Annotated in this window: 20 protein-coding genes; 7 read left to right on the plus strand and 13 right to left on the minus strand. The window is 37.3% G+C overall.

Annotated features, from left to right (window positions below):
• Nucleotide 1 precedes the first annotated feature (1 nt).
• On the minus strand, nt 2-1,303 hold the full coding sequence (locus BMX24_RS02825; protein WP_089790559.1) for a hypothetical protein: 1,302 nt from the start codon (nt 1,301-1,303) through the stop codon (nt 2-4).
• Nucleotides 1,304-1,559: 256 nt separating this feature from the next.
• Here BMX24_RS02825 and BMX24_RS02830 point away from each other — a divergent pair, with 256 nt between their 5' ends.
• Entirely contained in the window at nt 1,560-2,678 is a 1,119-nt protein-coding gene (locus BMX24_RS02830) for a DNA polymerase III subunit (RefSeq protein ID WP_089790560.1), read from the plus strand.
• Between the two features lie 155 nt (nt 2,679-2,833).
• On the opposite strand, the gene BMX24_RS02835 is transcribed toward BMX24_RS02830, so the two are convergent.
• On the minus strand, nt 2,834-3,055 hold the full coding sequence (locus BMX24_RS02835) for a hypothetical protein (protein WP_089790561.1): 222 nt from the start codon (nt 3,053-3,055) through the stop codon (nt 2,834-2,836).
• A 155-nt stretch (nt 3,056-3,210) separates the two neighbouring features.
• Here BMX24_RS02835 and BMX24_RS02840 point away from each other — a divergent pair, with 155 nt between their 5' ends.
• The 4 genes from BMX24_RS02840 (at nt 3,211) to BMX24_RS02855 (ending at nt 8,308) form a co-directional block, all read left to right on the plus strand.
• On the plus strand, nt 3,211-3,837 hold the full coding sequence (locus BMX24_RS02840; RefSeq protein ID WP_089790562.1) for a TetR/AcrR family transcriptional regulator: 627 nt from the start codon (nt 3,211-3,213) through the stop codon (nt 3,835-3,837).
• Nucleotides 3,821-5,134 carry a TolC family protein gene (locus BMX24_RS02845; protein ID WP_089790563.1) on the plus strand — a complete coding sequence of 438 codons (1,314 nt, stop codon included), beginning with the start codon at nt 3,821-3,823 and terminating at the stop codon, nt 5,132-5,134. Before BMX24_RS02840 ends, BMX24_RS02845 begins: the two co-directional genes overlap by 17 nt.
• Nucleotides 5,135-5,156: 22 nt before the next feature.
• Entirely contained in the window at nt 5,157-6,260 is a 1,104-nt protein-coding gene (locus tag BMX24_RS02850) for an HlyD family secretion protein (protein WP_089790564.1), read from the plus strand.
• A 470-nt stretch (nt 6,261-6,730) separates the two neighbouring features.
• The gene (locus BMX24_RS02855; protein ID WP_089790565.1) at nt 6,731-8,308 is read left to right on the plus strand and encodes a DHA2 family efflux MFS transporter permease subunit; all 1,578 of its coding nucleotides are present in this window, start codon (nt 6,731-6,733) and stop codon (nt 8,306-8,308) included.
• A gap of 368 nt (nt 8,309-8,676) precedes the next feature.
• Here BMX24_RS02855 and BMX24_RS02860 read toward each other — a convergent pair whose 3' ends face one another.
• From BMX24_RS02860 to BMX24_RS02900, 9 genes are all read right to left on the minus strand, one after another.
• Nucleotides 8,677-9,462 carry a hypothetical protein gene (locus BMX24_RS02860; RefSeq protein WP_089790566.1) on the minus strand — a complete coding sequence of 262 codons (786 nt, stop codon included), beginning with the start codon at nt 9,460-9,462 and terminating at the stop codon, nt 8,677-8,679.
• Nucleotides 9,463-9,468: 6 nt separating this feature from the next.
• Nucleotides 9,469-10,263 (minus strand): hypothetical protein, encoded by a 795-nt coding sequence (locus BMX24_RS02865; RefSeq protein WP_089790567.1) that lies wholly within the window; start codon nt 10,261-10,263, stop codon nt 9,469-9,471.
• 350 nt (nt 10,264-10,613) lie between these two features.
• Nucleotides 10,614-11,336: a hypothetical protein gene (locus BMX24_RS02870; protein ID WP_089790568.1), complete on the minus strand. Its 723-nt coding sequence runs from the start codon at nt 11,334-11,336 to the stop codon at nt 10,614-10,616.
• Nucleotides 11,337-11,369: 33 nt separating this feature from the next.
• The gene (locus BMX24_RS02875; RefSeq protein ID WP_139176697.1) at nt 11,370-12,071 is read right to left on the minus strand and encodes a hypothetical protein; all 702 of its coding nucleotides are present in this window, start codon (nt 12,069-12,071) and stop codon (nt 11,370-11,372) included.
• Nucleotides 12,072-12,348: 277 nt separating this feature from the next.
• Nucleotides 12,349-13,203 (minus strand): hypothetical protein, encoded by an 855-nt coding sequence (locus tag BMX24_RS02880; protein WP_139176700.1) that lies wholly within the window; start codon nt 13,201-13,203, stop codon nt 12,349-12,351.
• Nucleotides 13,204-13,248: 45 nt separating this feature from the next.
• Entirely contained in the window at nt 13,249-14,070 is an 822-nt protein-coding gene (locus BMX24_RS02885) for a hypothetical protein (RefSeq protein WP_089790571.1), read from the minus strand.
• Nucleotides 14,071-14,630: 560 nt separating this feature from the next.
• Entirely contained in the window at nt 14,631-15,878 is a 1,248-nt protein-coding gene (locus BMX24_RS02890) for a hypothetical protein (protein ID WP_139176702.1), read from the minus strand.
• Nucleotides 15,879-15,889: 11 nt separating this feature from the next.
• Nucleotides 15,890-16,984 (minus strand): hypothetical protein, encoded by a 1,095-nt coding sequence (locus tag BMX24_RS02895; protein ID WP_089790573.1) that lies wholly within the window; start codon nt 16,982-16,984, stop codon nt 15,890-15,892.
• 471 nt (nt 16,985-17,455) lie between these two features.
• Nucleotides 17,456-19,057 (minus strand): AraC family transcriptional regulator, encoded by a 1,602-nt coding sequence (locus BMX24_RS02900; protein WP_089790574.1) that lies wholly within the window; start codon nt 19,055-19,057, stop codon nt 17,456-17,458.
• A 102-nt stretch (nt 19,058-19,159) separates the two neighbouring features.
• Between BMX24_RS02900 and BMX24_RS02905 the strand changes: the two genes are divergently transcribed.
• Entirely contained in the window at nt 19,160-19,645 is a 486-nt protein-coding gene (locus tag BMX24_RS02905) for a nucleoside triphosphate pyrophosphohydrolase family protein (protein WP_228404648.1), read from the plus strand.
• Nucleotides 19,642-20,193 carry a DNA-3-methyladenine glycosylase I gene (locus tag BMX24_RS02910; protein WP_089790575.1) on the plus strand — a complete coding sequence of 184 codons (552 nt, stop codon included), beginning with the start codon at nt 19,642-19,644 and terminating at the stop codon, nt 20,191-20,193. Before BMX24_RS02905 ends, BMX24_RS02910 begins: the two co-directional genes overlap by 4 nt.
• A 245-nt stretch (nt 20,194-20,438) precedes the next feature.
• Here the strand turns inward: BMX24_RS02910 and BMX24_RS02915 are convergent, their stop codons facing one another.
• Both BMX24_RS02915 and BMX24_RS02920 read right to left on the minus strand, forming a co-directional pair.
• On the minus strand, nt 20,439-20,942 hold the full coding sequence (locus tag BMX24_RS02915; protein WP_228404650.1) for a DUF2199 domain-containing protein: 504 nt from the start codon (nt 20,940-20,942) through the stop codon (nt 20,439-20,441).
• 35 nt (nt 20,943-20,977) lie between these two features.
• Nucleotides 20,978-22,564, minus strand: coding sequence for a patatin-like phospholipase family protein (locus BMX24_RS02920; protein ID WP_089790576.1), 1,587 nt, complete (start codon nt 22,562-22,564; stop codon nt 20,978-20,980).
• Nucleotides 22,565-22,602: the final 38 nt, after the last annotated feature.

Consider the following 22,602-nt stretch of genomic DNA (forward strand, 5'->3'; position numbering starts at 1 on the left):
TTTATTCGTAAAGTCTCTTTCTGAACCACTTATCAGCAAAATTGAAACCAACTCTGAAGTTGATGTAATTCTGGTTGATCAGATCGTTCTTAAGAGTTCCTCTTTTCCCAACCTCAAGACCCAGCTCAAGACCACTCATTCTGGTAATGCTGCTGTTTTTGAATGGAAGAAGTACCCCGGCAGAAACTCCAAATTTATTGATGTTCTGTCCTGCAATTTTCAAACTTCCTTTTTCATAGAAAGCTCCGTATCTATACACAACTCTTGAAAAATAGCTTCTGAAATTGTTGTAATTCGGCAAATACCAACCTCCGGCAGAAATTCTGTAAGAATCCTGAAGGTCAAAAGATTTTCCGAAATACGTGATGCTTTCTCCTTTTTTATAATCTCCCTGTAAAGAAAGGAACCATTTGTTTTCCTCTCCATAACCTACCCCAAGTGAAGCCTGTAATGGTAAAAGGTTTTTAGAGCTAGCTGTTTTTTGTTCGATGATGCTTTCGCTGCCACTTTGGATCGTTGTTCCGGTAGCATCATAAAAATAAGTACTGTTTTTATACTCAGAAGTCATATTACTGGTATTCCCAAAGGTAGTGGTAGCACCAATTGTCAGTTTTTTGTCCGTACTTGTATTTAGATTCTGATAGCTTGCTCCTAATGTAAAGTTGAAGTTTCTTACATTGTTTTTAGTCTCGTATCCATTGATCAGTTCTGCATTAGATTGAGCTAATTCATTAAGATCGTAAAGATTTCCGAAATAATAATTGGCTCTTAAACCAACTGCAAATTTTTCAGTAAGTTCATATCCTAAAGCAATCTGAGCCGTATTCAATGTTCCGCTTCCTTTGAATCTGTTGGCTCTAGTAGCATATACTACACCGTTTTCGTCTTTAAGTTCATCTGTATGTATGATTTCATAACTTTTTGAGCTGTAAGGCTGGTAAGAAAGACCCATTTTCAACTTTGGTGACAAAGGAAAAGCTATGGAAATATTAGATAAATACGTAGAATGTTTGGTAGACTTCGTATTATTATAATCAGTTTTGAAGTAATTGTTTTCGTTGGTAGCTTCCAGCTTGATACTTGTAAGCTCGAAATTAGCGTTGTTTGCAGGGTTTGCAAAGTTAAAATTACTCGTAAAATCGCTTATAAAAGCGGTTGATATACCCCCCATTGAGGTAGTTTCAATCGTATTATCATATTTTACATCTCCAATTCCATAAGTGGCATAAGGTGAATTACTCAGATTCTGCGCATTTAAGAAATATCCAACTGATATGAATGATAGTACAAAGATTTTTTTCATTCTTTATTTTTAAAACAATGCGCAAATATCTTAAATATTAATGAATTGTAAAAATTATATGAGGTTAAAGTTTGTTAAGGGTGATGAATAGCCATAATTATGGTGAATTGTCAATTGTAAAACGCTTTGCTCGTGAATTTTTATGCCCTATTTCTAAATTAGATTACTAAAATTCACCATTCACTTGCGAAGCAAAATTCACTTACAAAGTAAAATTGACGATCTACCAAACTACAATTTTCTTTATCTTTGAGCCATGAATTGGGAGAACATTGCCGGACAGGAAAATCTGAAAAAACTTCTGAGAGACAGTATCGCCGAAAACAGAGTAAGCCACGCCCAGCTTTTCGTAGGAAAGGAGGGTTATGGTACTTTGCCTATGGTTTTGGCCTATGCAAAAGAAGTGTTAAGCTTGGAAAATGAGCACGCCGCTTCGAAGGTTGAACACCTCAATCACCTTGATCTGCATTTCAGTTTTCCGGTTTTTACGGACAATAAAAATTCTTTAAGCAAAAATAAATTTGAAGATTTCAGGGAAATGATCATGGCTTCTCCATATTCGAGCTATGACGATTGGACGGCTTTTTTGGAGTCTGAAAACAAACAACTTTTTATTTCCGCGGATGAAGTGGATGACCAGAATCAAAAGTTTTCATTAAAAAGTTTCGAAGGCGGAACTAAAATTTTAGTTGTCTGGAGAGCTGATAAAATGAATGTCGCTGCATCCAACAAATTCCTGAAATTTTTGGAAGAGCCACCTGCAAAAACCATTATTTTACTGACTGCAGAGTCCACCAATGATATTTTGCCAACAATTCTTTCGCGGACACAGATCGTGGAAGTTCCGAGAATCAATGATGAAGATATTGAAGCGTATCTGAAAAAGAATTTCAATGTTTCTGATGATAAAATAAAAGAAATCGTGCATGAAGCGCAAGGCGATCTGAATGATGCTTTGAAGCTTTTGCAGTCCGGAAATAAAAGCGATGAATTTGAGAAATTGTTTGTTCAGTGGGTTCGTGATGCTTTTATGGTAAAAAAGAAACCTGAATTTTTGAAAAGCATTATTCTTTGGGCAAGAGAAATTGCAGGCTGGAATCGCGAAAAACAAAAGAATTTTCTAAATTATTGTTCGGAAATTTTCAGATTGGCTTTGCTTCAGAATTATCAGTCGGAAAGTCTGGTGTATAAAAAAATTGATGCCAATGGTTTTAATTGGGTCGGATTCTCAAAATTCATCAGCGGAGCGAATATTGAAAGCATTTTGGAAGAAATAAGCACTGCAGATCTGCATCTGACCCGAAACGGAAACCCTAAAATTGTATGGACGGATTTAGGAATAAAATTATCGAGACATATTCACAAGAATTCATAAAAAAACTCCGGCAGTTGTGTCGGAGTTTTGTTTTTATAATAATTAAGATGTTTTTAATTGGCTCAGATTAGCTAAACATAATCCAAAAACAGTTAGTATTAGCGATGTCATGCTGAGCGTTTACGAACGAATGTTCACGAAGCATCTGTCAAAATTTAAGCAGCTTTCTTCACTGCTTTCACAGCCTTCTTATTTTTTACGGTATTTTCAGCAGTTTTAGCTTTAGCATCACAAGATTTATGATGATCACCGCAAGCTTTTTTATCTTTTACGGAACACTCTTTTTTGTCTTTTCCTGCGCAGCAGCCTTCTTTTTCCTGTGCGAAATTCAGAGTAAATACACTTAAAATAGCTGCAATTGAAATAATTTTTTTCATTGATTTTAATTTTTAATTGAATTCAAATATAACAAATTCAGCGTTTTAAAATTAACCAACATTAAAAAAAAATTAAATTTAAATAAAAAATCAATCAATCGTTTGATTTATAAAAAAATCATTGTAATTTTGTCCCTTGAAAAAATGAGAGTACAATGATTTCAAAAGAAGAAAATATATTATTCGCCGCCGAGATACTTTTTGCTGAAAAAGGTTTTGAGGGAACTTCCACACGGGAGATCGCCAAAGCAGCGAATGTGAATATTTCTATGATCTCTTACTATTTTGGATCGAAAGAGAAGCTTTATGAAAAATTGGTTGAATATAGAATGAATGAAGGCCAGTTTTTCTCAAAAGATATTATTGAGAGAACGGATATTAATGACTGGGAGAAAGTAGAAAAAATCGTAGACCAATTTGCCAATAAGGTGAGACATCATAAATGTTTCTACAGAATCATGCAGAGAGAGCAGCTTCATGCAGAAAATCCTCAGATCGTGGAGTTTTTGAAGGAAACAAAAATGGGATTTCTTACCATGTATTCAAAAATATTGGAAAGTGGTTTAAAAAAAGGAATTTTCACCAAAAATCCTCCGATTTACTTGCTTCATTCAACCGTAAGCGGAACTTTATTTTATGCATTCAATGCAAAGGAGATGTATAAAGAATTCTTGAATGATACCAATGATGAAGAAGTTTTTGACGAAAAATATTACACAGAACTTAACACTCATATTAAATATTTACTAAAAGACCTTTTAGGTTATGAAGAGAATAAATAACTCAGTTATTGCACTTGCCCTGTTTATAGGGGTAGCAAACGCAAATGCTCAGGAGAAAAAAACACTCACTCTTGATGAAGCCGTGCAGTTGGGTATCCAAAACAGCAAAAATCTGAAGATCGATGTTGCAAAGATCGAAGAAGCGACGGCAGACCTTCTGGAAGCGAAAAACAGACAGCTTCCGGAATTGAAAGTTTCAGGAAGCTATATGTATCTTCCGTTGAAACCGAATGTTAATATAAAACTTCCCGGTGTTTCGGGAGACGGAGGGCCTGAAGTACATCAGGTAGCCTACGGATCGGCGAATCTTAGTGTTCCGATCTACAGCGGAGGAAGAATAAAATATGGGATCGAATCTGCAAAATATTTGGTGGAAGCATCAAAATTAAGCACTGAGAACAACAAAATCGCAGTGGCTTACAATGTTGCTCAGGCTTATAATAATTTGTTTAAAGCCAATCAGTCGATCAAAGTTTTAGAAGAAAACCTTACGGCTTCTCAGAAAAGGGACGAAACTTTCCTTAAAATGGAAAACAACGGATTGATTGCAAGAAACGACAGGTTAAAAGCCAATCTTCAGACTTCAAATATCGAGCTGCAATTATTGGAAGCCAAAAACAATTACAATATTGCCAACATCAATATGGACTTATTACTGGGTCTTCCGGAAACCACGGAAATTGAAGTAGATCAGAATTATATCGAGGAAGGCGACGAGGTAAAACCAGTTGATTTTTATGTAAATGAAGCGAAAGAAAACCGTAAAGATCTTCAGGCTCTCGACAAGCAAAGACAGGCTGCAGCACTGGGAACGAAAGCTGCAAAAGCAGAAAATCTTCCTTCAGTGGCTCTTACGGGAGGGTATGTAGCGGCAGATATTCCGAAATTTTTAACGATTTATAATGCAGTGAATGTCGGAGTTGGGATTTCTTACAATCTATCAAATATCTGGAAGAAAAACTCGGCGTTAAAACAATCTCAGGCAAGAGAAATGGAATTATCTGCGACGAATGAACTGCTGAACGACAATATCAAGCTTGATGTAAACAGAGAATATCAAAACACAGACTACTCGAAAAAGAGAATCGCCGTTTTCGAAAAATCTGCAGAGCAGGCTAATGAAAACTACAGAATCACAAAAAATAAATACGATAACGGTCTTGCAACCATGACGGAATTACTGGATGCAGATGCAGCTCAGATTTCGGCAAACGTAGGAGTTATCAATGCAAAAGCAGATGCAGCGCTGGCTTACAGAAAACTATTACAAACTACAGGAACTTTAACAATTAAATAAAAAATAAAGAACGATACCAACAATGGAAAACAATAATACACAAGCGACTGAACCTAAAAAGAAAAAAAGTTTAGTTTTTCCTATAATTTTAGCTGTTGTTTTAATCGGAGGAGGAATCTATGGCTACAGAGCCTATACTTACGGGCAATACCACGAGGAAACCGACGATGCGCAAATTGCGTCCAACATGGCTCCGGTTATTTCTAAAATTTCAGGATACGTAACTGAAGTGAAAGTGAAGGATAACCAATTTGTAAAAAAAGGAGATACATTGGTTATTTTAGACAGCAGAGATCAGAAAATGGCTTTGGAACAAGCTGAGGCAGCTTTATCTACGGCGAAAAGCAATATTTCCAATGCCGAAGCTACAACGACTGCGACTTCAAAAAATATCGGTTCGTCTGAAGCGGCGGTAACTACTGCCAATGCACAGATCGAAGCCGCTAAAGTAAACGTCTGGAAAACTTCCCAGGATTTAAAAAGATACGCCAATCTTGTAAAAGATCACTCGATTACAGAGCAGCAATATGAGCAGGCTTTGGCAGCAAAACAAACGGCTGACAAACAATTACAGGTTTTAATCGATCAGAGAAATCAAATCGCTCAGCAAACGAATATCGCATCTTCTCAAACGGCTGCAAGTTCTCAGCAAATCAGTGTTGCCGGATCGGTAGCAAAACAGAGAGAAGTGGATGTTGAAAATGCAAAATTAAACTTGTCATACACGGTAATCGTGGCTCCTGAAGATGGATATGTTGCGAAAGTTCCTATCCAAGCGGGACAATATCTTCAGGCAGGGTCACAGCTATTTGCTTTGGTGAAAAACGACCAGAAATGGGTAGTGGCCAATTTCAAAGAAACTCAGGTAGATAAAATGGTGGAAGGCCAGAAAGTGAAAATCGAGATCGATGCTTTCCCTGACCAGGAATTTGAAGGAGTAGTAAGCTCATTCTCTCCGGCAACAGGTGCTACATTCTCCATTCTTCCTCCGGATAACGCAAGTGGTAACTTCGTAAAAGTGGTTCAGAGACTTCCTATCAAAATCGATTTTGTAAACCTTGACAAAAACATCGCGAAAAAGTTGAGAACAGGAATGAATGTGAAAGCAGAAGTTTCTTTGAAATAATAAATAAAAATAAGTGAATTGTCAATTTTTTGCTGGAGAAAGTCGATGCTGAAATGTGGAAATGAAGGAGGAAATTTGACCATGAAGCTGATGTCGGTTGGTAGATGAAAATCAGTCACAATGTGGAAATGAAGAAGAAGACTGACCATGACGATGACGCCGTTCTGAAGATGGAAATCAATAATGAAATGTTGAAAATGAAGTAGTAAAAATGACAACAACGTTGATTGACCATTGACAGTTCACTTTTTAAATTAAGATATTTAGAGATTCGGAAACGATCTGTGTTGATAATCGATTTTTTTAATTTAATATAAATAATAAAAAATCGACGGGTGAATAAGTTTTTGAACCTGAATCTTAGCCTAAACACAGATTATTCAAGAATACAGTTAGTTCGTAAAAAACAAATTCTTATTTCTAAATCTTTGAATTTCTTAATTTTTTTTAAAAAAATAGTAAAAATAAACATGCAAGATTCATTAGTAGAATACGGAGCCCGAAGAGTAATCATCACGATTACGGCGATCCTTTGTGCCCTGCTTGAAATTGTGGACTCCACGATTGTAAACGTTGCCCTGAACGAGATGAAAGGTAACCTGGGAGCCACACTTTCTGAAGTTGGGTGGGTAATTACGGCTTATGCCATCGGGAATGTGATCATTGTTCCGATGACCAGCTGGCTGTCACAGCAGTTTGGACGTAGAAATTACTTCGCGGCTTCGATCATCATATTTACCGTATTTTCATTTCTATGCGGAAATGCAACAAACATCTGGGAACTCGTATTCTTCAGATTGATGCAGGGAATCGGAGGGGGAGCCTTACTGGTAACTTCACAGACGATCATTACGGAATCTTATCCGATTGAAAAAAGAAGTATGGCGCAGGCGATTTATGGTCTTGGGGTAATTATCGGTCCTACTTTGGGGCCACCTCTGGGAGGATATATCGTAGATAATTTCAGCTGGCCGTATATCTTCTATATTAATATTCCTATCGGGATTGCGGCGACTTTAATGACACTGCAGTTCGTAAGAAGTCCGAAATATGCCGAAAAACGAAAAGTTTCGGATGTCGACTGGATCGGGATTGCCTTATTGGCCATAACGGTAGGTTCTTTACAGTTTATTCTGGAAAGAGGGCATGAAGAAGACTGGTTTGCAAGCGGAATGATTGTAGCATTTACAGTGTCAGCAGTTTTAGGATTTATTTTATTCCTCTGGCGAGAGCTCACCTTCAAATATCCGATTGTAGAACTGCGGGTATTGAAAAACGGTAATTTGAGAATCGGTACTGCGATGTCTTTTGTGTTGGGATTCGGACTGTATGGTTCAACGTTTATCGTTCCTTTATATACACAAAGTATTTTAGGATGGACGGCGTTGCAGTCGGGAGCTTTGATGATTCCGGCAGCATTAACGACCGCTTTCATGATGCCGATTATCGGACGACTGCTTTCAAAAGGAGCAAAACAACAGATTCTGGTAGCTTTAGGACTCTTCGTTTTCTTTGTTTACAGTTTCTGGGGGTATAAAATTTTAACACCCGATACCAGTAAAGAAGCCTTTTTCTGGATGTTGATGGTAAGAGGAGCCGGTTTAGGACTTCTGTTTATTCCGATCACATCGTTGTCATTAAGTACTTTGAAAGGTCAGGAAATTGGTCAGGGCGCGGCTTTCACGGGGATGATGAGGCAGCTTGGCGGTTCTTTTGGGATTGCGGCGATCACTACATTTATTGCCAATGAAGGTCAGAAATACAGGCTTAATTTAATTTCTCACCTTGATGAAAATGATTTTGCGGTTCAGCAAAGATTGCAGGCTCTGAAAGGAAGCTTTATAGCAAAAGGAATGACTCCCGATGCAGCAATGAATGCCGCATACAAAATGCTCGATTTATCGGTAACGAAGCAGGCAACGGTACTTTCTTATATGGATGTTTTCCTTTATTTAGGTGTGATATTCTTAATATGTATTCCGTTTATCCTTTTTATTAAAGAAAGAAAAAGCAAAGAAAAAATAGATTTGAGTGAAGCAATGCACTAAATATATTTTAAATAATATAAAGACCTTCGATCATTTCGGAGGTTTTTTTGTTTTTACAGGTTGCAGGATTTTGGTTAACTTAATTTAGTTAATCTAAAAAAGTGTAGCAACCCTTTCAGAGTTTTAAACTCTGAAAGGGTTATCGTCTACAAACACATTCTTTGTTTCTGGCCTGAACGATGAGATTTTCATTAATTTAAAACTAATTCATTTAACAAAAAAAGCCCGTTCAAAAAGAACAGGCTTGCAATAACTTACTAAAATTAAGGAAATTAAAAACAAAGGGGAATAACCTTTATATATTGACATTTGCATTTTTAAGAGTAATGAAAAATGAGGGGAAATTTCATTACAATGTATGATGACTTTTAATTGTTGATGTACGATGCATTAAAGGACATTGAGATCGCTCTGCAAGTCATATTTGCACCGGAAGTTACTCCATTGTTGAAAGATCTGATCATTCTTACGTCAACCGTATGCGCACCTGCAGTTAAGGTTTTTACTGTACTCATCGAATATTGTGTCTGAGATCCTCCCTGTACTCTTTCCTGAGTGATAAGATATACGTTGGTAGGAACATTATCTACAAATAATCTTGCCTCATAATAAGCTGCCCCACCTCCCGCAAGAAAAGTGAAGTAGTCTATTCCCAACATAAAATTGATAAACACGGCTTTTCCTCCCGCCGGAATATTCAGGGTTTGTTGGGAAGTTGGGATCATTGTATAAGCCAGATCATTTACAACATAACTGAACCCTGTAGAGTTAGAAACCTCTTCAGTGATTACATTGGGAGTGGTAGGTGTAGGAACAGTAATAACATTACCTGATGCATCTACTCCGAGGTTTTGTCCGGTAGCAGCGACAGGTGTTGCCGATGTTAGGTTTCTAAACTTTAAACCACTGATATTTGCCGTTCCTGAAGTGATTTCCATCTTCGAAGTAGGCGCTGAAGTTCCTATTCCCAGACTTCCTGAAGAAGTTGATGTAAAATCATTAAGCTGTTGAGCAGCAGAAGGAGTTCCTGATGTATTGTTATCTTTTGCTCCGTCTACATGAAAAGCCGTCTGAGGGTTTTGGGTGTTTATTCCCACTTGTGCAGACAAAGTATTTATGACTAAGAATCCTGCCAATAATAGATACTTTTTCATAAATCATTAGTTTAGGTAAGACGCATTGAATGACATTGAAATAGGACGGCATCCTGTAACAGTACCTGCTGCAGTACCATTGTTGGCAGTTCTTCTCATCCTTATATCAAGAGTGTGATTACCTGCGGTAAGGAATTTTACTGTATTTAAAGTATAAGAAAGCTGTTGTCCTCCTGAAGCTGATGCAGAACCCACCGGTTCCTGTATAATCAGATAAGTATTGGTAGCAACTCCATCTATAAATAACATGGCTCTGAAATATCCTGCGCCGGTTCCTGTTACAGTTGTAAAATCGATACCCAGCATGAAATTGATAAACAAAGCCTTTCCTCCTGTCGGAATATTGATTGTTTGTGTAGTTCCTGAAACCAGAGTATCCGAGCTGTCATCTACGTTAAAATCTGCACCGGTTGTAGAAGCTACTTCATAAGGAGTAACACCTACAGCAGTAGGGTTGGGTAGAGTTACCACATTTCCTGAAGCATCTACTCCGATGGTTTGTCCGGCTGAAATGGGTGATGCCGAAGTTAAATTAGTAAGCTTAAGCCCACTTGTATTAGCTGTACCCGAATTGATCTCCACTTTAGAGGAAGGAGCTGTAGTTCCTACTCCGACATTTCCGGCACTGGTAACGATTAAATCGTTAAGCTGTTGAGCGGCAGTGGGAGCACCTGTACTGTTGTTGTCCTTAGCACCATCAATGTGGAATGCTCCTTGTGGATTGGATGTATTGATTCCCACTTGTGCAAACGAAACTCCGAAAGCAATTAATGAGCAAAGCAAAGTAACTTTTTTTTTCATTGTTTATAGTATTATGCGTGACATTATTTAGCTCAAAACTATTCAGAAATCTTGTGGTAAAAAAGAAATAGCCTTTTCGTTTTCCGAAAATGAATAAATTTTAATTTTTAAGTAATTTAAAATCAGGATGTTAAAAATTTAAATAAAAAACTAATAATTCAGTACTTAGTGAAAATAAAAAGCGGAAATCGCAATGAAAAAGCCTGTTCAAAAAAAGAACAGACTCACAATAACCTACTAAAATTAAGGGAAATTAAAAACAAAAGGGAATAATCTTTATATTGATATTTGTATTTTTAAGTGTAATGAAAAGTGAGGAGAAATTCCATTACCATTTATAATAAGGGTTTTTATAGCTGTACGATCGTAAATAAAGCTCCTGCTCCAATGGTAAAGTTTACCGTATTTCCAAGACATCCGATATAACAGTGTACCGACCCGAATTTTACAATCTGATCTTTCTTCAGCTCAAAAGTCAAAGTACCTCCTCTGAAAGCTGCCCCGCCAACACTGTAATCAATCCCTCTAAAAACAAAATTTCTGACTTCATTAGTACCCGTACTGTCATAAACAAAAATGGTGAACTCAGATAAATTGTTGACCTGACTGGGTCTCAGCGGTGCTCCCATAGACATCTGATAAAGACCATCCTGAGGAACGGTATAGCTGTTGGTTGTGGAATTCCAGTTGCCGTCATTCAGAATCACATTCTGGAAAAGCCATGGGTGGGTATCTCCGGTATTGGTGCTGATTATTTCATCTACCGTTTTTCTTCCCGCTGCAACCACTTTGGGAAGAGATGTAGTACCTGATGTAAGGAATTGCTGCCAAACTACGCCATCACTGTAATAAATTCCGTTATTATTAACACTGTTGTCATATTTCATTGCCCCGGCTCCTGCAGCAGGTGCAGTCTGATTGGTGTTTCCAAAAGCTATGGCAGAATTTCCCGTTGTCGCTCTTGCATCCAAATGTACTCTGGGCGTTGCTGTATTGATTCCCACTTGTCCTGTTTGTCCGAAAAAAGCTCCGGAAACAAGAACAGAGAGAAATAAAATAAATCTGTTTTTCATTGTCTTCCAATTTGATATTAAAACTTATTTATTTTATGAATTGCTCAGCTGGGTAATCGTGAATCCTGCGTCCGGCGTAACAGTATAAGTTTTTGGGGTGCTACATCCGTTACAGTATGATGATCCTAATTTTACGACCTGTCCTGCTGTAAGATATAAGGCAAGAGTTCCTCCAGTTGCGGTATAACCTCCAGCTGTGAGTATCGATTGAGTGGCGACAATATATCTCGTTTCTGTAGCTCCGTTAAATACATAGATCGTCCAGTTTGCAGAATTGTTGGTAGCGTTTGCATATATTCTTCCAAATAAAGATACCTGATAAAACCCTGAAGTAGGAACAACATAGCCGGATGTAGTGTCATTCCAGTTTCCGTCATCTATTACGGTTTCGTGAAAAGTCCATACATAAGATTCGTTGGTGTTTGTAGGCCCCATTATCTGTGTATCGTCTTTTTTTCTGGAAGCTACTACTCTGGGAATGAAAACCCCCGCCTGTTTTTCCAAAATAGGAATCCAGGTGGTTCCGTTGCTGTAATACAATTGCCCGGTGTCGTACTTCATGGCACCACCTCCGGCAACGGGAGCTGTTTGATTGGTGTTTCCAAAAGCGATGGCAGAATTTCCTGTTGTTGCTCTTGCATCAAGGTTTACTGTCGGATTGTTGTTTCCTACTCCCACTTGTGCAGAAAAAGCACCGAAAGCAAGAAGAAATAGCATTAAAAAATTTTTTTTCATTGTTTCTCTGTTATTATGCATGATATTTTGTTTTCATTTTAATTATTAAAGTCTTGTGTTTTTTCTAATAAATAATTAAAATTAATTTTTAAAGTCTTGAAAAAGAGTACCCTCAAAAAAAGGGGTACTCAAACTAAATTATACAGATACAATGTATACTGTAAAACATGACTGTGAACTTCTAAGCATTTCAATTAAATATTTTCTATCCGTACTGTGGGGAACAATGGACAATAGAAAACTTGTAATGGCTTTAGCAGCATTTGTGTATTTAGAATCAGTCACCTATTCTTGTTATTAAAAATTGTGTTCCGTCGGCAAAGAGTGTCATTCCCGTTCCGCCACAATTTCCAGATTGTCCTCTTCCTAAGTTGGTCAGGATCATTTTTCCGTCAGGGAGTGATGCAGATGCATAGGTGATCGTTCCTGTGTGTCTGGATCCTACACCTGCGCCCGTAAGGTGGTCAGACGTACTGTGTACTCTGGTAAAAGAAGAAGGTAAAGGAAAATCATAAAAGTATGAACTCAATGTACATCCTCCGTGGCTGGCTGAATATACTACCGTAAAACGATACGTTCCTGCAGGGAGTGTAACAAAATGTGTGGTCGCATTATAAGATAATCCCGGTATTCCGTTCTTTATGACAGTCATCGGCATATCCTGTGCACCTCCGGCGCTTACACCGTTTAGAAAATTAGTAACGTCGGCAGACAGACCAAGCACTGTAGTTCTTGGAAGATCCAGTTCGTTAAGAGATTGTTCTCTTTTTAAATAAGAAAAACCTGCCCCCGGACGAACGACACCTAATAAGTCGATATCCTCAGGATTGGGTGCGGGGAGAAGATTGTCTATTCTTACATTATCACCACCGGTAGTAGCGAAAAATAAAAAGAATTTACTTCTTGGCATACCGGCAGCAAAATAAGGTCCTATATTCATACTTCCGTCTGTATCGATCAGAAAATCGTCATAAACCAGAGGGAGTGAAGGCAATCCTCCTGTAGCAGGATTATTCGCTCTGGTATCAAGATGGAAGGGCGCCTGAGGATTTGAAGTTCTGAAACCCACTCTTTGACTAAACAATGCAGTGCTCATACAGGTAATGGAAAATATTAGTAATAATTTTTTCATTGTAATAAAGATTATCAGTTAAAATTCAGCTTACAGAAAAATCCGTTAAGCTCCCATTCTGTATATCAATAAGTGTGTAGAATCTTTTACCAGAGTCATACCTGTTCCGGTGCAATTTCCAGCCTGTCCTCTTCCTAATCTGATAAAAAAGCTGTTGGTAGGGTTTACCAGTTTTACAGAATAACTTATCGTTCCGCCATGATTGGAAACACCTCCTTCTAAATGCGAAGCATTACTCTGAACTCTTACTGCCGTTCCGTCATTCGGGAAATCAACGAAATATGAGCTTAGAGTACAGCCGGTATTATTATGATCAGCTTCGTATACAAAAGTGAATTGGTATGTTCCCGGTGGAAGTACAATTTCTCTTGTCGCCGCCGTGAAAGTAAGCCCGGGGATTGCGTTTTTTATCATTGCCATATTCACCACCTGATTGTTTCCGGGAGCAACTCCATTAAGGAAATTGGTAACGCTAGTGCCTAAAACGAAAAGTGCCGGTCTGGGAATAGAAAGACTTTCTACAGATCCTATTGATCGTATTAAACCTGTAGACGTAATACCCAGTAGGTTATCTAGTTGTGGATCACCGGCGACAAGTCCGCCAATCTGTGCAGGATCATTCACCCCGTCGCCGACAATATGTAATTTTCTTGCCGGTGTTGTGGTACCGATTCCGACATAGCCATTGGGCGAGGTGATCACAAAATCATTGGCTTGCTGTGCAACGGTAGGTGCCCCTGTCGCAGGATTGTCTTTTCCGGCGTCGACATGAAACATGCCTTGCGGATTATTTGTATGAATTCCTACTTGAGCCTGCATATATAAAGCAGAAATCAAAAAAATCGAAAGTAATAGCTTTTTTTTCATAGTTATAATGCGGTTTTATTGTTGATTTTATTTAATTAAGCTCTGTTTATATTGTTTAATACAAAAATATATTGATTTTATTGTTATTTTCGAAAAAAGCCGTAGAATTAAGCCTACAAATTGTAGAACTAATTCTACAAAGAATGCAGTGAAGTTTTATCGTTAGTTAAAATGAAATTCTTATATTAAATAAACTCCCAACAAGAAGCTCGTTGGTCAAAAGTTCTTACAACGGTTACCGAAAAGGAACTCTGGAGCGTTGTGGAGCAGGTTTAGAACGGCTGGCTTAAAAAAAACCTTATAGATTTTCAAAATCAATAAGGTTTTAATGTATTAACAGACATTTATTTTTTTTCATTTCAAAACAAATTAAAATTAAAGAATGCGGGTTATATTCCCGCATTCCACCAGCTAAGCGATCACTATTTAAGTTTACAAATTCACAAGATGATATTTAAAACATGTATAAATCCTGTCACGGCATTTTATCTTATGGATGATATGATATTTAAAACTTACTCTGAAAATTGCTTTCGTAGCCGGGTTATTTAATATTAATCTTATAATGGTTTTACGCATCTTACAGGATAACCGTCGAGCGTTCCTCTTGGATCGAAGACAGTGCCTGTAGCTAAATTAAATCCTGAAACACGTCGGTCTGCATGTTCTGTACTGCCGCCGCCGCCATAAACAATATTACCTCCTTCAATAACAAACTCAGAGCTGTAGAATGTATCCATTGGGAAAAGAGCCAGCCTGCTTGTTCTCATTAATCTTCTGGGATAAGCTACTAAAGCTCCATTAGCTGCATTTCTAAACATTTCCGGAGCTACAAGTTTTAAAGGATTGTTGAGCCACGGTGTGGAACCTGCATTATAATTAGCTGGACCATAGTTAGCATCCTGAGCAACTGCAAAACCACTTGGACAAGGATCTCCGGGACCTACTGTATATTTTTTCAAAGCGAGATTTAATACCTTAAGACCATAATAATTTCCTGTTTCCGGATCGGGATTTCCTGTACCGTCCAAATTACGGGTACCATCGGTAGAGGTATAAAATAATCCTGAATTTACGGGTGTTACAGTAGGGTTGGGAGCAGGCGTGGCAGTAGTAGACAATCCTGTTGCTGTAGTTGCTGATGTCCAGTTAACAAGCTCATGCCCATCAGAGTTTCTTCCTAACTGAAATAAACTTCCGAATGCCAGATAATCGTCAACATTGGTTGCTCCCATTTCAGGATTGAAAGAAGGATGTCCCACTTCGTTATAATGCGATCCTAAATTGGTCTGCAGCCATTCATCACTTCCGGGGCCTAATATTACCTTATACAAGAAGCGGTGATTGCCGTCATTTCTTATTGTTCCGGTATAGTTCTGATCCGGGACATATACTTTTCTGGTGAAATTACAGCTTCCAGCATTTGTTCCGGTTGTATTGGTTACAGTATAGGAAAATGTTCCATTGCCAACGGTATAATCAACCGGTATTCCTGTACCTGTTAAGGTAACATTCTGTACGCCGGTTGTCGTAAAAGTTCCGGATGCACTGAAAGTCACTCCGTTTACTGCGCCGGTTGTAAAGGCATACGGACCGGGAATGATGACATTCACTGCTATTTCCTGTTTGGCTGCAATGTCAGCACTAGCTGCTGGTAAGCCTGTTCCTAGCCATCCTATTGTAGAAACGTTACATGCTGTAATCGTAAAAACCGGATCCGGAGCATCCAAAGCTTCCATAATCACATTTTGCTGGGCTTTTACCTGTGAAAATAATAGCAGTATAATTGATATATATAAACTTTTCATAAATATCTTTTTTAATTAACTGCGTCTCCTGTTACCGTTGCATAAACAGGGCTTTTTCGAATGATTCCGATAGCGGAATTCTGGGTTCTGGTTTTCAATCCGCGTGCTGAAGCCAATCCCGGTCCTGCAACCGTAACCTGTCCTGTACCCTGCTGAATAATTACACAATGAAATGCATTAGGAAGAGTATCCGGTACAGTGATCGTTACCGGTGTCGAAGACATTACATAGATAAAACCGCCTTCATCAGTAGCCACCAATGCATCGGTAGCGGTTGTAATGTTTCTGAAAGGTGTATTAATTTTAGCATAATTTACGCTGTTATCTGCAATTTTAGCAGTAGTAATATCTCCGTCAGCAATGCCTAATGTGTACGGACTTGCAGCGGTACCTGCTCCGGATCTCGTCAAAGCACCTCCCGCTGTTGCGTTTAATACTTCGTTTCCGATAATTCCGTCTGTTGCTTCCCAAGAGGGTGCTGTTCCGGCTCCGTTGGATACAAGGACTTGCCCTGCTGTACCTGCACTTCCCGCAACGGTTGCTGTACCACCTACATTGAGTTCGTTTGTAAGCTGCATGGTTCCGTTGATATGCACTTTTCTTTGAGGGGTGATGGTTCCCATTCCGACTCTGTTATTTTCTCCATCTACGGAAAAAGTATTTCCATTAACAGAAAATCCGTGAGCTATCGTAGGAGTAAAACGTAGAAAGTTTGTTCCTTGTGTTACAATTCTGTTTCCTTCGAGTGTGCCGTCGGAATTATAAATATTTACAGAACTTGTGGGTGCTGATGTAGGAATCAGTTTTGTCCATGCTGTTCCGTTAAAATAGTAATATCCTACAGCATCGATGTTCACGGCATTTCCGGCCAAGGTTCCGTTTGCAGTACTGTTTACATAGATTAATGTAGAAGTGGGAATAGCAATCATCGACTGGGCTTTTAATCTGTCTACTCTTGGGATCAAAAGTCCTTCTACAGATGTTCCTGTCAGATTTTTAGCCGTAATATCTAATGATGCCTGTGGTGTTGAGGTATGCACACCAACCTGTGCAAATGTTATTACACCGAATGTAAGTGTAAAAATTGATAATAGTTGTTTTTTCATGTTTGTAATTTTTAGAATCTTGTTACTCTAGTTTTTTACCAGTACAATTTCTGGTATAATAAATTTTGCGATCGTTGGGAACTTTAATCGCAATGATAAAATTGTTTGGAATCTAGTTCGTGTATTTTTTTAGAAATCGGGAACTTTTTGATAGAAGAATAATAGTGTTTTTCATGTTGTGAATTGTTTAAATATTGTTATGCCTGACATTGTTTGCAAATTTATCAGCAAACATATTGTGAGGAAAGAAATACCCTTTCCATTTTCGAAAAACGAGAATGATTTTAATTGTAAAATATTGATAATTAGAGTTTTAATTTTAGTTATAAATGAAATCGCAAGTATGTTTTTTATTAAAAATCTTGTTGTTTTTTGAATTTGAAAAGTAAAAAAGTGTCATAAAAATCATAAAAAAAGCCTGTACCTCGATGAGATACAGACCGCTGTAAAAAATTAATAATTTTATCGAAATTAATTTTTATTCTTCTTTGTTTCTTCTTGTTCTATAAATGAAATAAAAGTAGAAGGTGAAATTCCTGTAATGGATTTAAAAATAGTGGTGAATTTACTGTGCGATGAAAAACCGCACTCTTCAGCCAAAGCTCCCACTTTGTATTTTCTGTATTTTTCGGATGTATTTAGCTTATGGATGATGTAGTTGATTCTTAATTTATTGATATAACTCTTAAAGTCTGTTCCTTTATGTTTTTTCACGACATAAGAAATATATCGGATATTGGTATTAAATTCTGTGGCCAGATAGGAAAGGGATATAAAACTGTTGTTATATTTTTCATCTTTTTCAAACTGCTCGAGCTCCGAAAGGATTTTAGCCTCTGTTTCTTTATTGATGGCTATGTCATTCTGTTTGTTTTCTGCTTCTATTTCTTCGTAGATATTTTCCTCTTCATTTTCATTTTCCTCCATTTCTGAGGTTACTACTTTAGATTCCAACACGTATTCTTCCTTTTCTTTATAATGATCGATAATACTTTTGAATTTCTGATATTCGGCTTTGTGTTTCTTTCTATTAATGATGAAAAGAATAGCGAGACTCAAAATCAGCAGGGAAGCGACACCGATTATAATATTCTTTGTACTGTTCCAGCCTATATATTGCTCTTTTTCTTTTTCTATTTTATCGTAATCATTATCAACAGTTTTCTTGTACTTATCTTCTGTTTTCTTGAATACTTCTACGAATTTTTTTCTGTATATGCTGGCTTTTTCATATTGCTTTGTCTGCTCATAATATTTTGCCAGGCCATCGTACACTGTTCTTTTAGCAGCCGGATGATCGGCAGTTTCGGCATATTGCAATCCTTTTAGAAGATACTTTTCAGCCTCTTTATATTGCTTTTGATTGGTTTTTGATATTCCCAACCCAATATAGCTCAATGCTGTACCGACAAATGTTTCAGGTAAAATTTCTATAGCTTTTAGATTATAGCTATCAGAATTTTTATAATCATGCAGCTCAAGATAATTTTGTCCTAAAAGTTGATATGTTCTTCCCAGATTAATTTTATCAGCAGGTATTTTTGAAAGGCATTCAAGTGACTGATTCAGATAATGTATTGCGTTTTTGTGGTTTTTCTGTTCCATTTCATAATATCCTAATTCCTGGTAAAAAAGGGATTTTACTTGCGCTTTTTTCTGTTCATTATTAATTTTATCAGCCAGCTTTAATCCTTCGTCCGCATATGTTTTAGATTTATTATTAAGTCCAATAATTCGATATTCAGAAGCTAGAAGACCACGGATTTTTGATTTTAATTCATCATTTTCAGATTTGTCGAGAATATCTTTTGCTTTTTCCGCAAACTTTATACTTTCTTCATTTTTATTTTGTTGCAGGTAGATGTTAGCGCTTAACATGAAAGCTCTTCCCTTATGTTCAGGAGTAGTAGCCGCTGCATACATCGAATCGGCAATCTTTAATGCACGAGGGGTATCTTTTGCCGCAACTTCTGTTAAAGTTTTCATATACAACTGTTCAAAAGGATCATTGCTTTTTTGGGCCCATCCCATCGTAGAATACAGGAAAATAAGAAAAAGTAAATTTTTAGTCATAATTCAAATTAATGGTGAAAATTTTCTATCAAAATATGTTTTTAACGAATTTAACGAAAATAAATTAAAAAAAAGTTGTTATGTTTAAATTTTCCGTTAAATATGGTATGTGTTGAAAATGAGATTTTTAATTGTCTGAATGATTCTTTTCTGGATGATTTATCTAATGAATTTGTGATGATTTTATCTAAAATTAAAGAAAACTCTCCTGACAAACAGTTGTCATCATTTCATTTTATCTTTATCCCGACAAAAATTGTTTTTTTTATGGATCAGAATAGTTTAGATAAAATCATACAGCGTTCCCTTGAAATCAGAGAAAAATATCATCAACTGGAAATTCGGCAGAATGGTAAAGAATGGACACTGGAACAGGACGTATTAGCTTTTTTAACCGATGCCGGATTGGTGGGAAGAGACGTTATGTCGCATGAAAAAACATGGACAAAACCCAATTCCGCAGAAGAACTGGAACATAAATTAGCCGAAAATATCTGGTGGTTGATTATCTTAGCAGACCGAACAGGAATTGATATTAAAGAAGCGTTAGAAAAATTTTTAATCAAAACCGAAAATATACTGAAATGAGTTATTGTTTAGCCATAGAAAGAATGCAGCCTGAAAGCAGGAGGGAACTTCACAAAAAATACCATGACAATCATTATGGTTTTCCGATTCATGATGATAACGAATTGTTCGGAAGATTAATAATGGAGATCAATCAGGCGGGTCTGAGCTGGGAAACGATTCTGAAAAAGGAAGAAAGTTTCAGACTGGCTTACGATAATTTTGATATTCAAAAAGTGGCGGTTTACACGGAACAGGATCGTGAAAGATTATTAAGTGATCCGGGAATTATTCGGAATAAATTAAAGGTAAACGCAGCCATCGAAAATGCCAAAACCATTATCGATTTGCAAAAAGAATTCGGATCCTTCGAAAAATGGCTGGAACATCATCACCCGAAAACATTACCGGAATGGATGAAATTATTCAAAAAAACTTTCAAGTTTACAGGTGGAGAAATTGTGAATGAATTTTTAATGAGCATCGGTTATCTGAAAGGTTCTCACGATGAAAGTTGTTCGGTCTATCACGAAGTGTTGAAGCATGAACCGATGTGGAAGAAAGGATAATTTTTTTGATTCTCAAAAATATCACATTATTAATAGTAAAAGCTTATTTTACAGTTGTTTGTAGCGGTGTTATACTGAGGTTCTCGAAGCATATTAAAATCAATCTCAAACAGATGCTTCGACTGCTTCGCGCTCAGCATGACACTGGCAAATTATTCTGTGAAAGTAGCAGTTAGTATTAGCGATGTCATGCTGAGCGCGAAGCAGTCGAAGCATCTAAAATATGTTAGTTTACTTAATCGCTTTTAAGAACCATTTAAAACAACACCAATCCTTTTTTCAGCCTCTTCTTTTGAAATTCCGCTATAAAAATCCTTTACAAAAGGATGTTCGCAACTCTCATGAGGATAAATGAAAGGTCTTCCTATTTTATTATCAATAAATACATCTGTTGGAATGGCTTCGTCAAATTCATAATCCGGAATGTAATTTGACAACCAACCGAAACATCCACCTTCAAAATTTTTATCATCGTAGTTCTCGATGTAATTATTAAAGCTTTTTTCACTTAATGAAACCCAAACGCCATATTCAAGATCCTGACAACTATCATCAACTTCCTGTACAAGAACCACTCTGATAAAATAGTTTGTGTGATCGGGATAATTAATAATACATGTATCAGATGTTAGTTCTGAATGCTCTAATTCTTCTTCAGTTAAATGAAAATAAGGAGATGGTGCTGAAAAAGCTATTGCGGGCCAGTCTTCTTTTTCTTCGCCGCAGCATTGGCAGATATATTTCATCATGTAAGATATTTAAACCCAAAAATACTCAAATTTCCTTACCCCACAGTCTTCGTATCCTCCTCCTTCAAAATCTTTTTCTCCTTCATGGACAGCATCATTCTTTCGCATTTGTATTTTTCCCATTCAAAACGGTTGAGAAAATCCAGGGCGGCTTGGAAACCTTTGTTGAAAAGCTCTTCTTTTTCTTCCTTTTTCATAAAGAAATTCAGCCAGTTGCTCGTTCCGCAATTCACGGTTTGTATGCTGTATAAATGGTAAAAAGTATGCTTGGTAAGGAATGTTTTATCATTAAAACCTTTCAAAGTACTGATGATATTTCCGGCGAAAGACAGGGGAGATTTCAAAATTTCTTCACTGGTTTTTCCTTTTTCGGAAAGAATGTCGGAATCGCTGGTCAGCTGTACTCCAAACAATGGAAGTCTGGGATAAAAAATATCGGCAGAGTGGAAAAGATCGATCGGGAAATTGGATATACTTCCGCCGTCAATAAAAACTCCGACAGGGTTGATATCTTCCTGTTTGGTATTCATCCAGAATTTCCAGGCGTACTTCACAGAGTCATCATTTTTGTCAATTCTTTTCTGCATCGGCTCGAAAAAAAACGGAACCGACATCGATGCCCTTACAAATTCGGCGGGGCTGATGTGTTTCATTTCCTCTTCAGACCAATAGAGATTGGCCATTGTCGGAAGTTCGACCTTTATTTTAGCGTTAATATCTGTTGTAATGACAATGTATTCAGATTTTAATAAATAGAACGGATCTTTTTTATAATATTCGTTGTTTACGGCACTTTCGTAGAAAATTCTGTAACGTATTTCGTCGATGTGTTCTTTGTTGTTTACCTTGATCTCTTCAATGCTGTTTAAGGCGATGGCGTAATATTCCATGCCGTTTCCGTAGCGGTAGTCAAGGTTGAGATTTTCTCCGGATTGTACGAATTTTTTATTCAGGGCAGCAACTGTTGTGATGCCGAAACCGTCCAACACCTGTTTCATCTGGTTTAAAAATGTATTTCCGGGATTGAGGCCTGAATTTCTCTTTTTTAAATCAGAGTAAAGTTTCGACAGACATAAAATTCCAAAAATAACAAGGAATAGAGGAATGGCAAAAAGAATTTTCGTTTCCCAGGTCGATTTGGTGGGCAATACAAAAGCCAGTATCCCAAAAAATGCGAGAATCGCCACTGCAATATAAAGATTGATTTTCAGGAAATTTTTATTGTTGAGCATAGCATGGATGGTCGTTTTCACATACGTTTTTCCATCCATAAAATCGGCGAAGTTCCAGTTGAACAAAATATCTTTTATGATTTCGCTTTTGGGTTCTTCTTTGGTTTTGCAGGCTGCGATAAGCATCGTGTTTATGGCTCCTGCACTTGTTCCTGCTACTTTTAGAAAACGAATTCCGAAAATTTCGAGGCCATACAGGTAACCTACCAGTGCGCTTCCCCAGACACCGCCGCCTTCCTGTACAAATTCTACATACTGATTGCCTTCCGCATCCAGCAGATCCGAAAATTCTTTGGACGAAATATTTTCATGCAAAGCAGCAAGCTTTTCTTTGGATTGAGGGGAGAGAACATCTTCCTCTAGGATTTGGTTTAGGGCTTCAGTTTTCATTTTAATTTGGTGTTTAGTTTTTTGTCATTGCCAAGAAT

The organism is Chryseobacterium wanjuense (assembly GCF_900111495.1).
In the GTDB taxonomy this organism is placed as follows: domain Bacteria; phylum Bacteroidota; class Bacteroidia; order Flavobacteriales; family Weeksellaceae; genus Chryseobacterium; species Chryseobacterium wanjuense.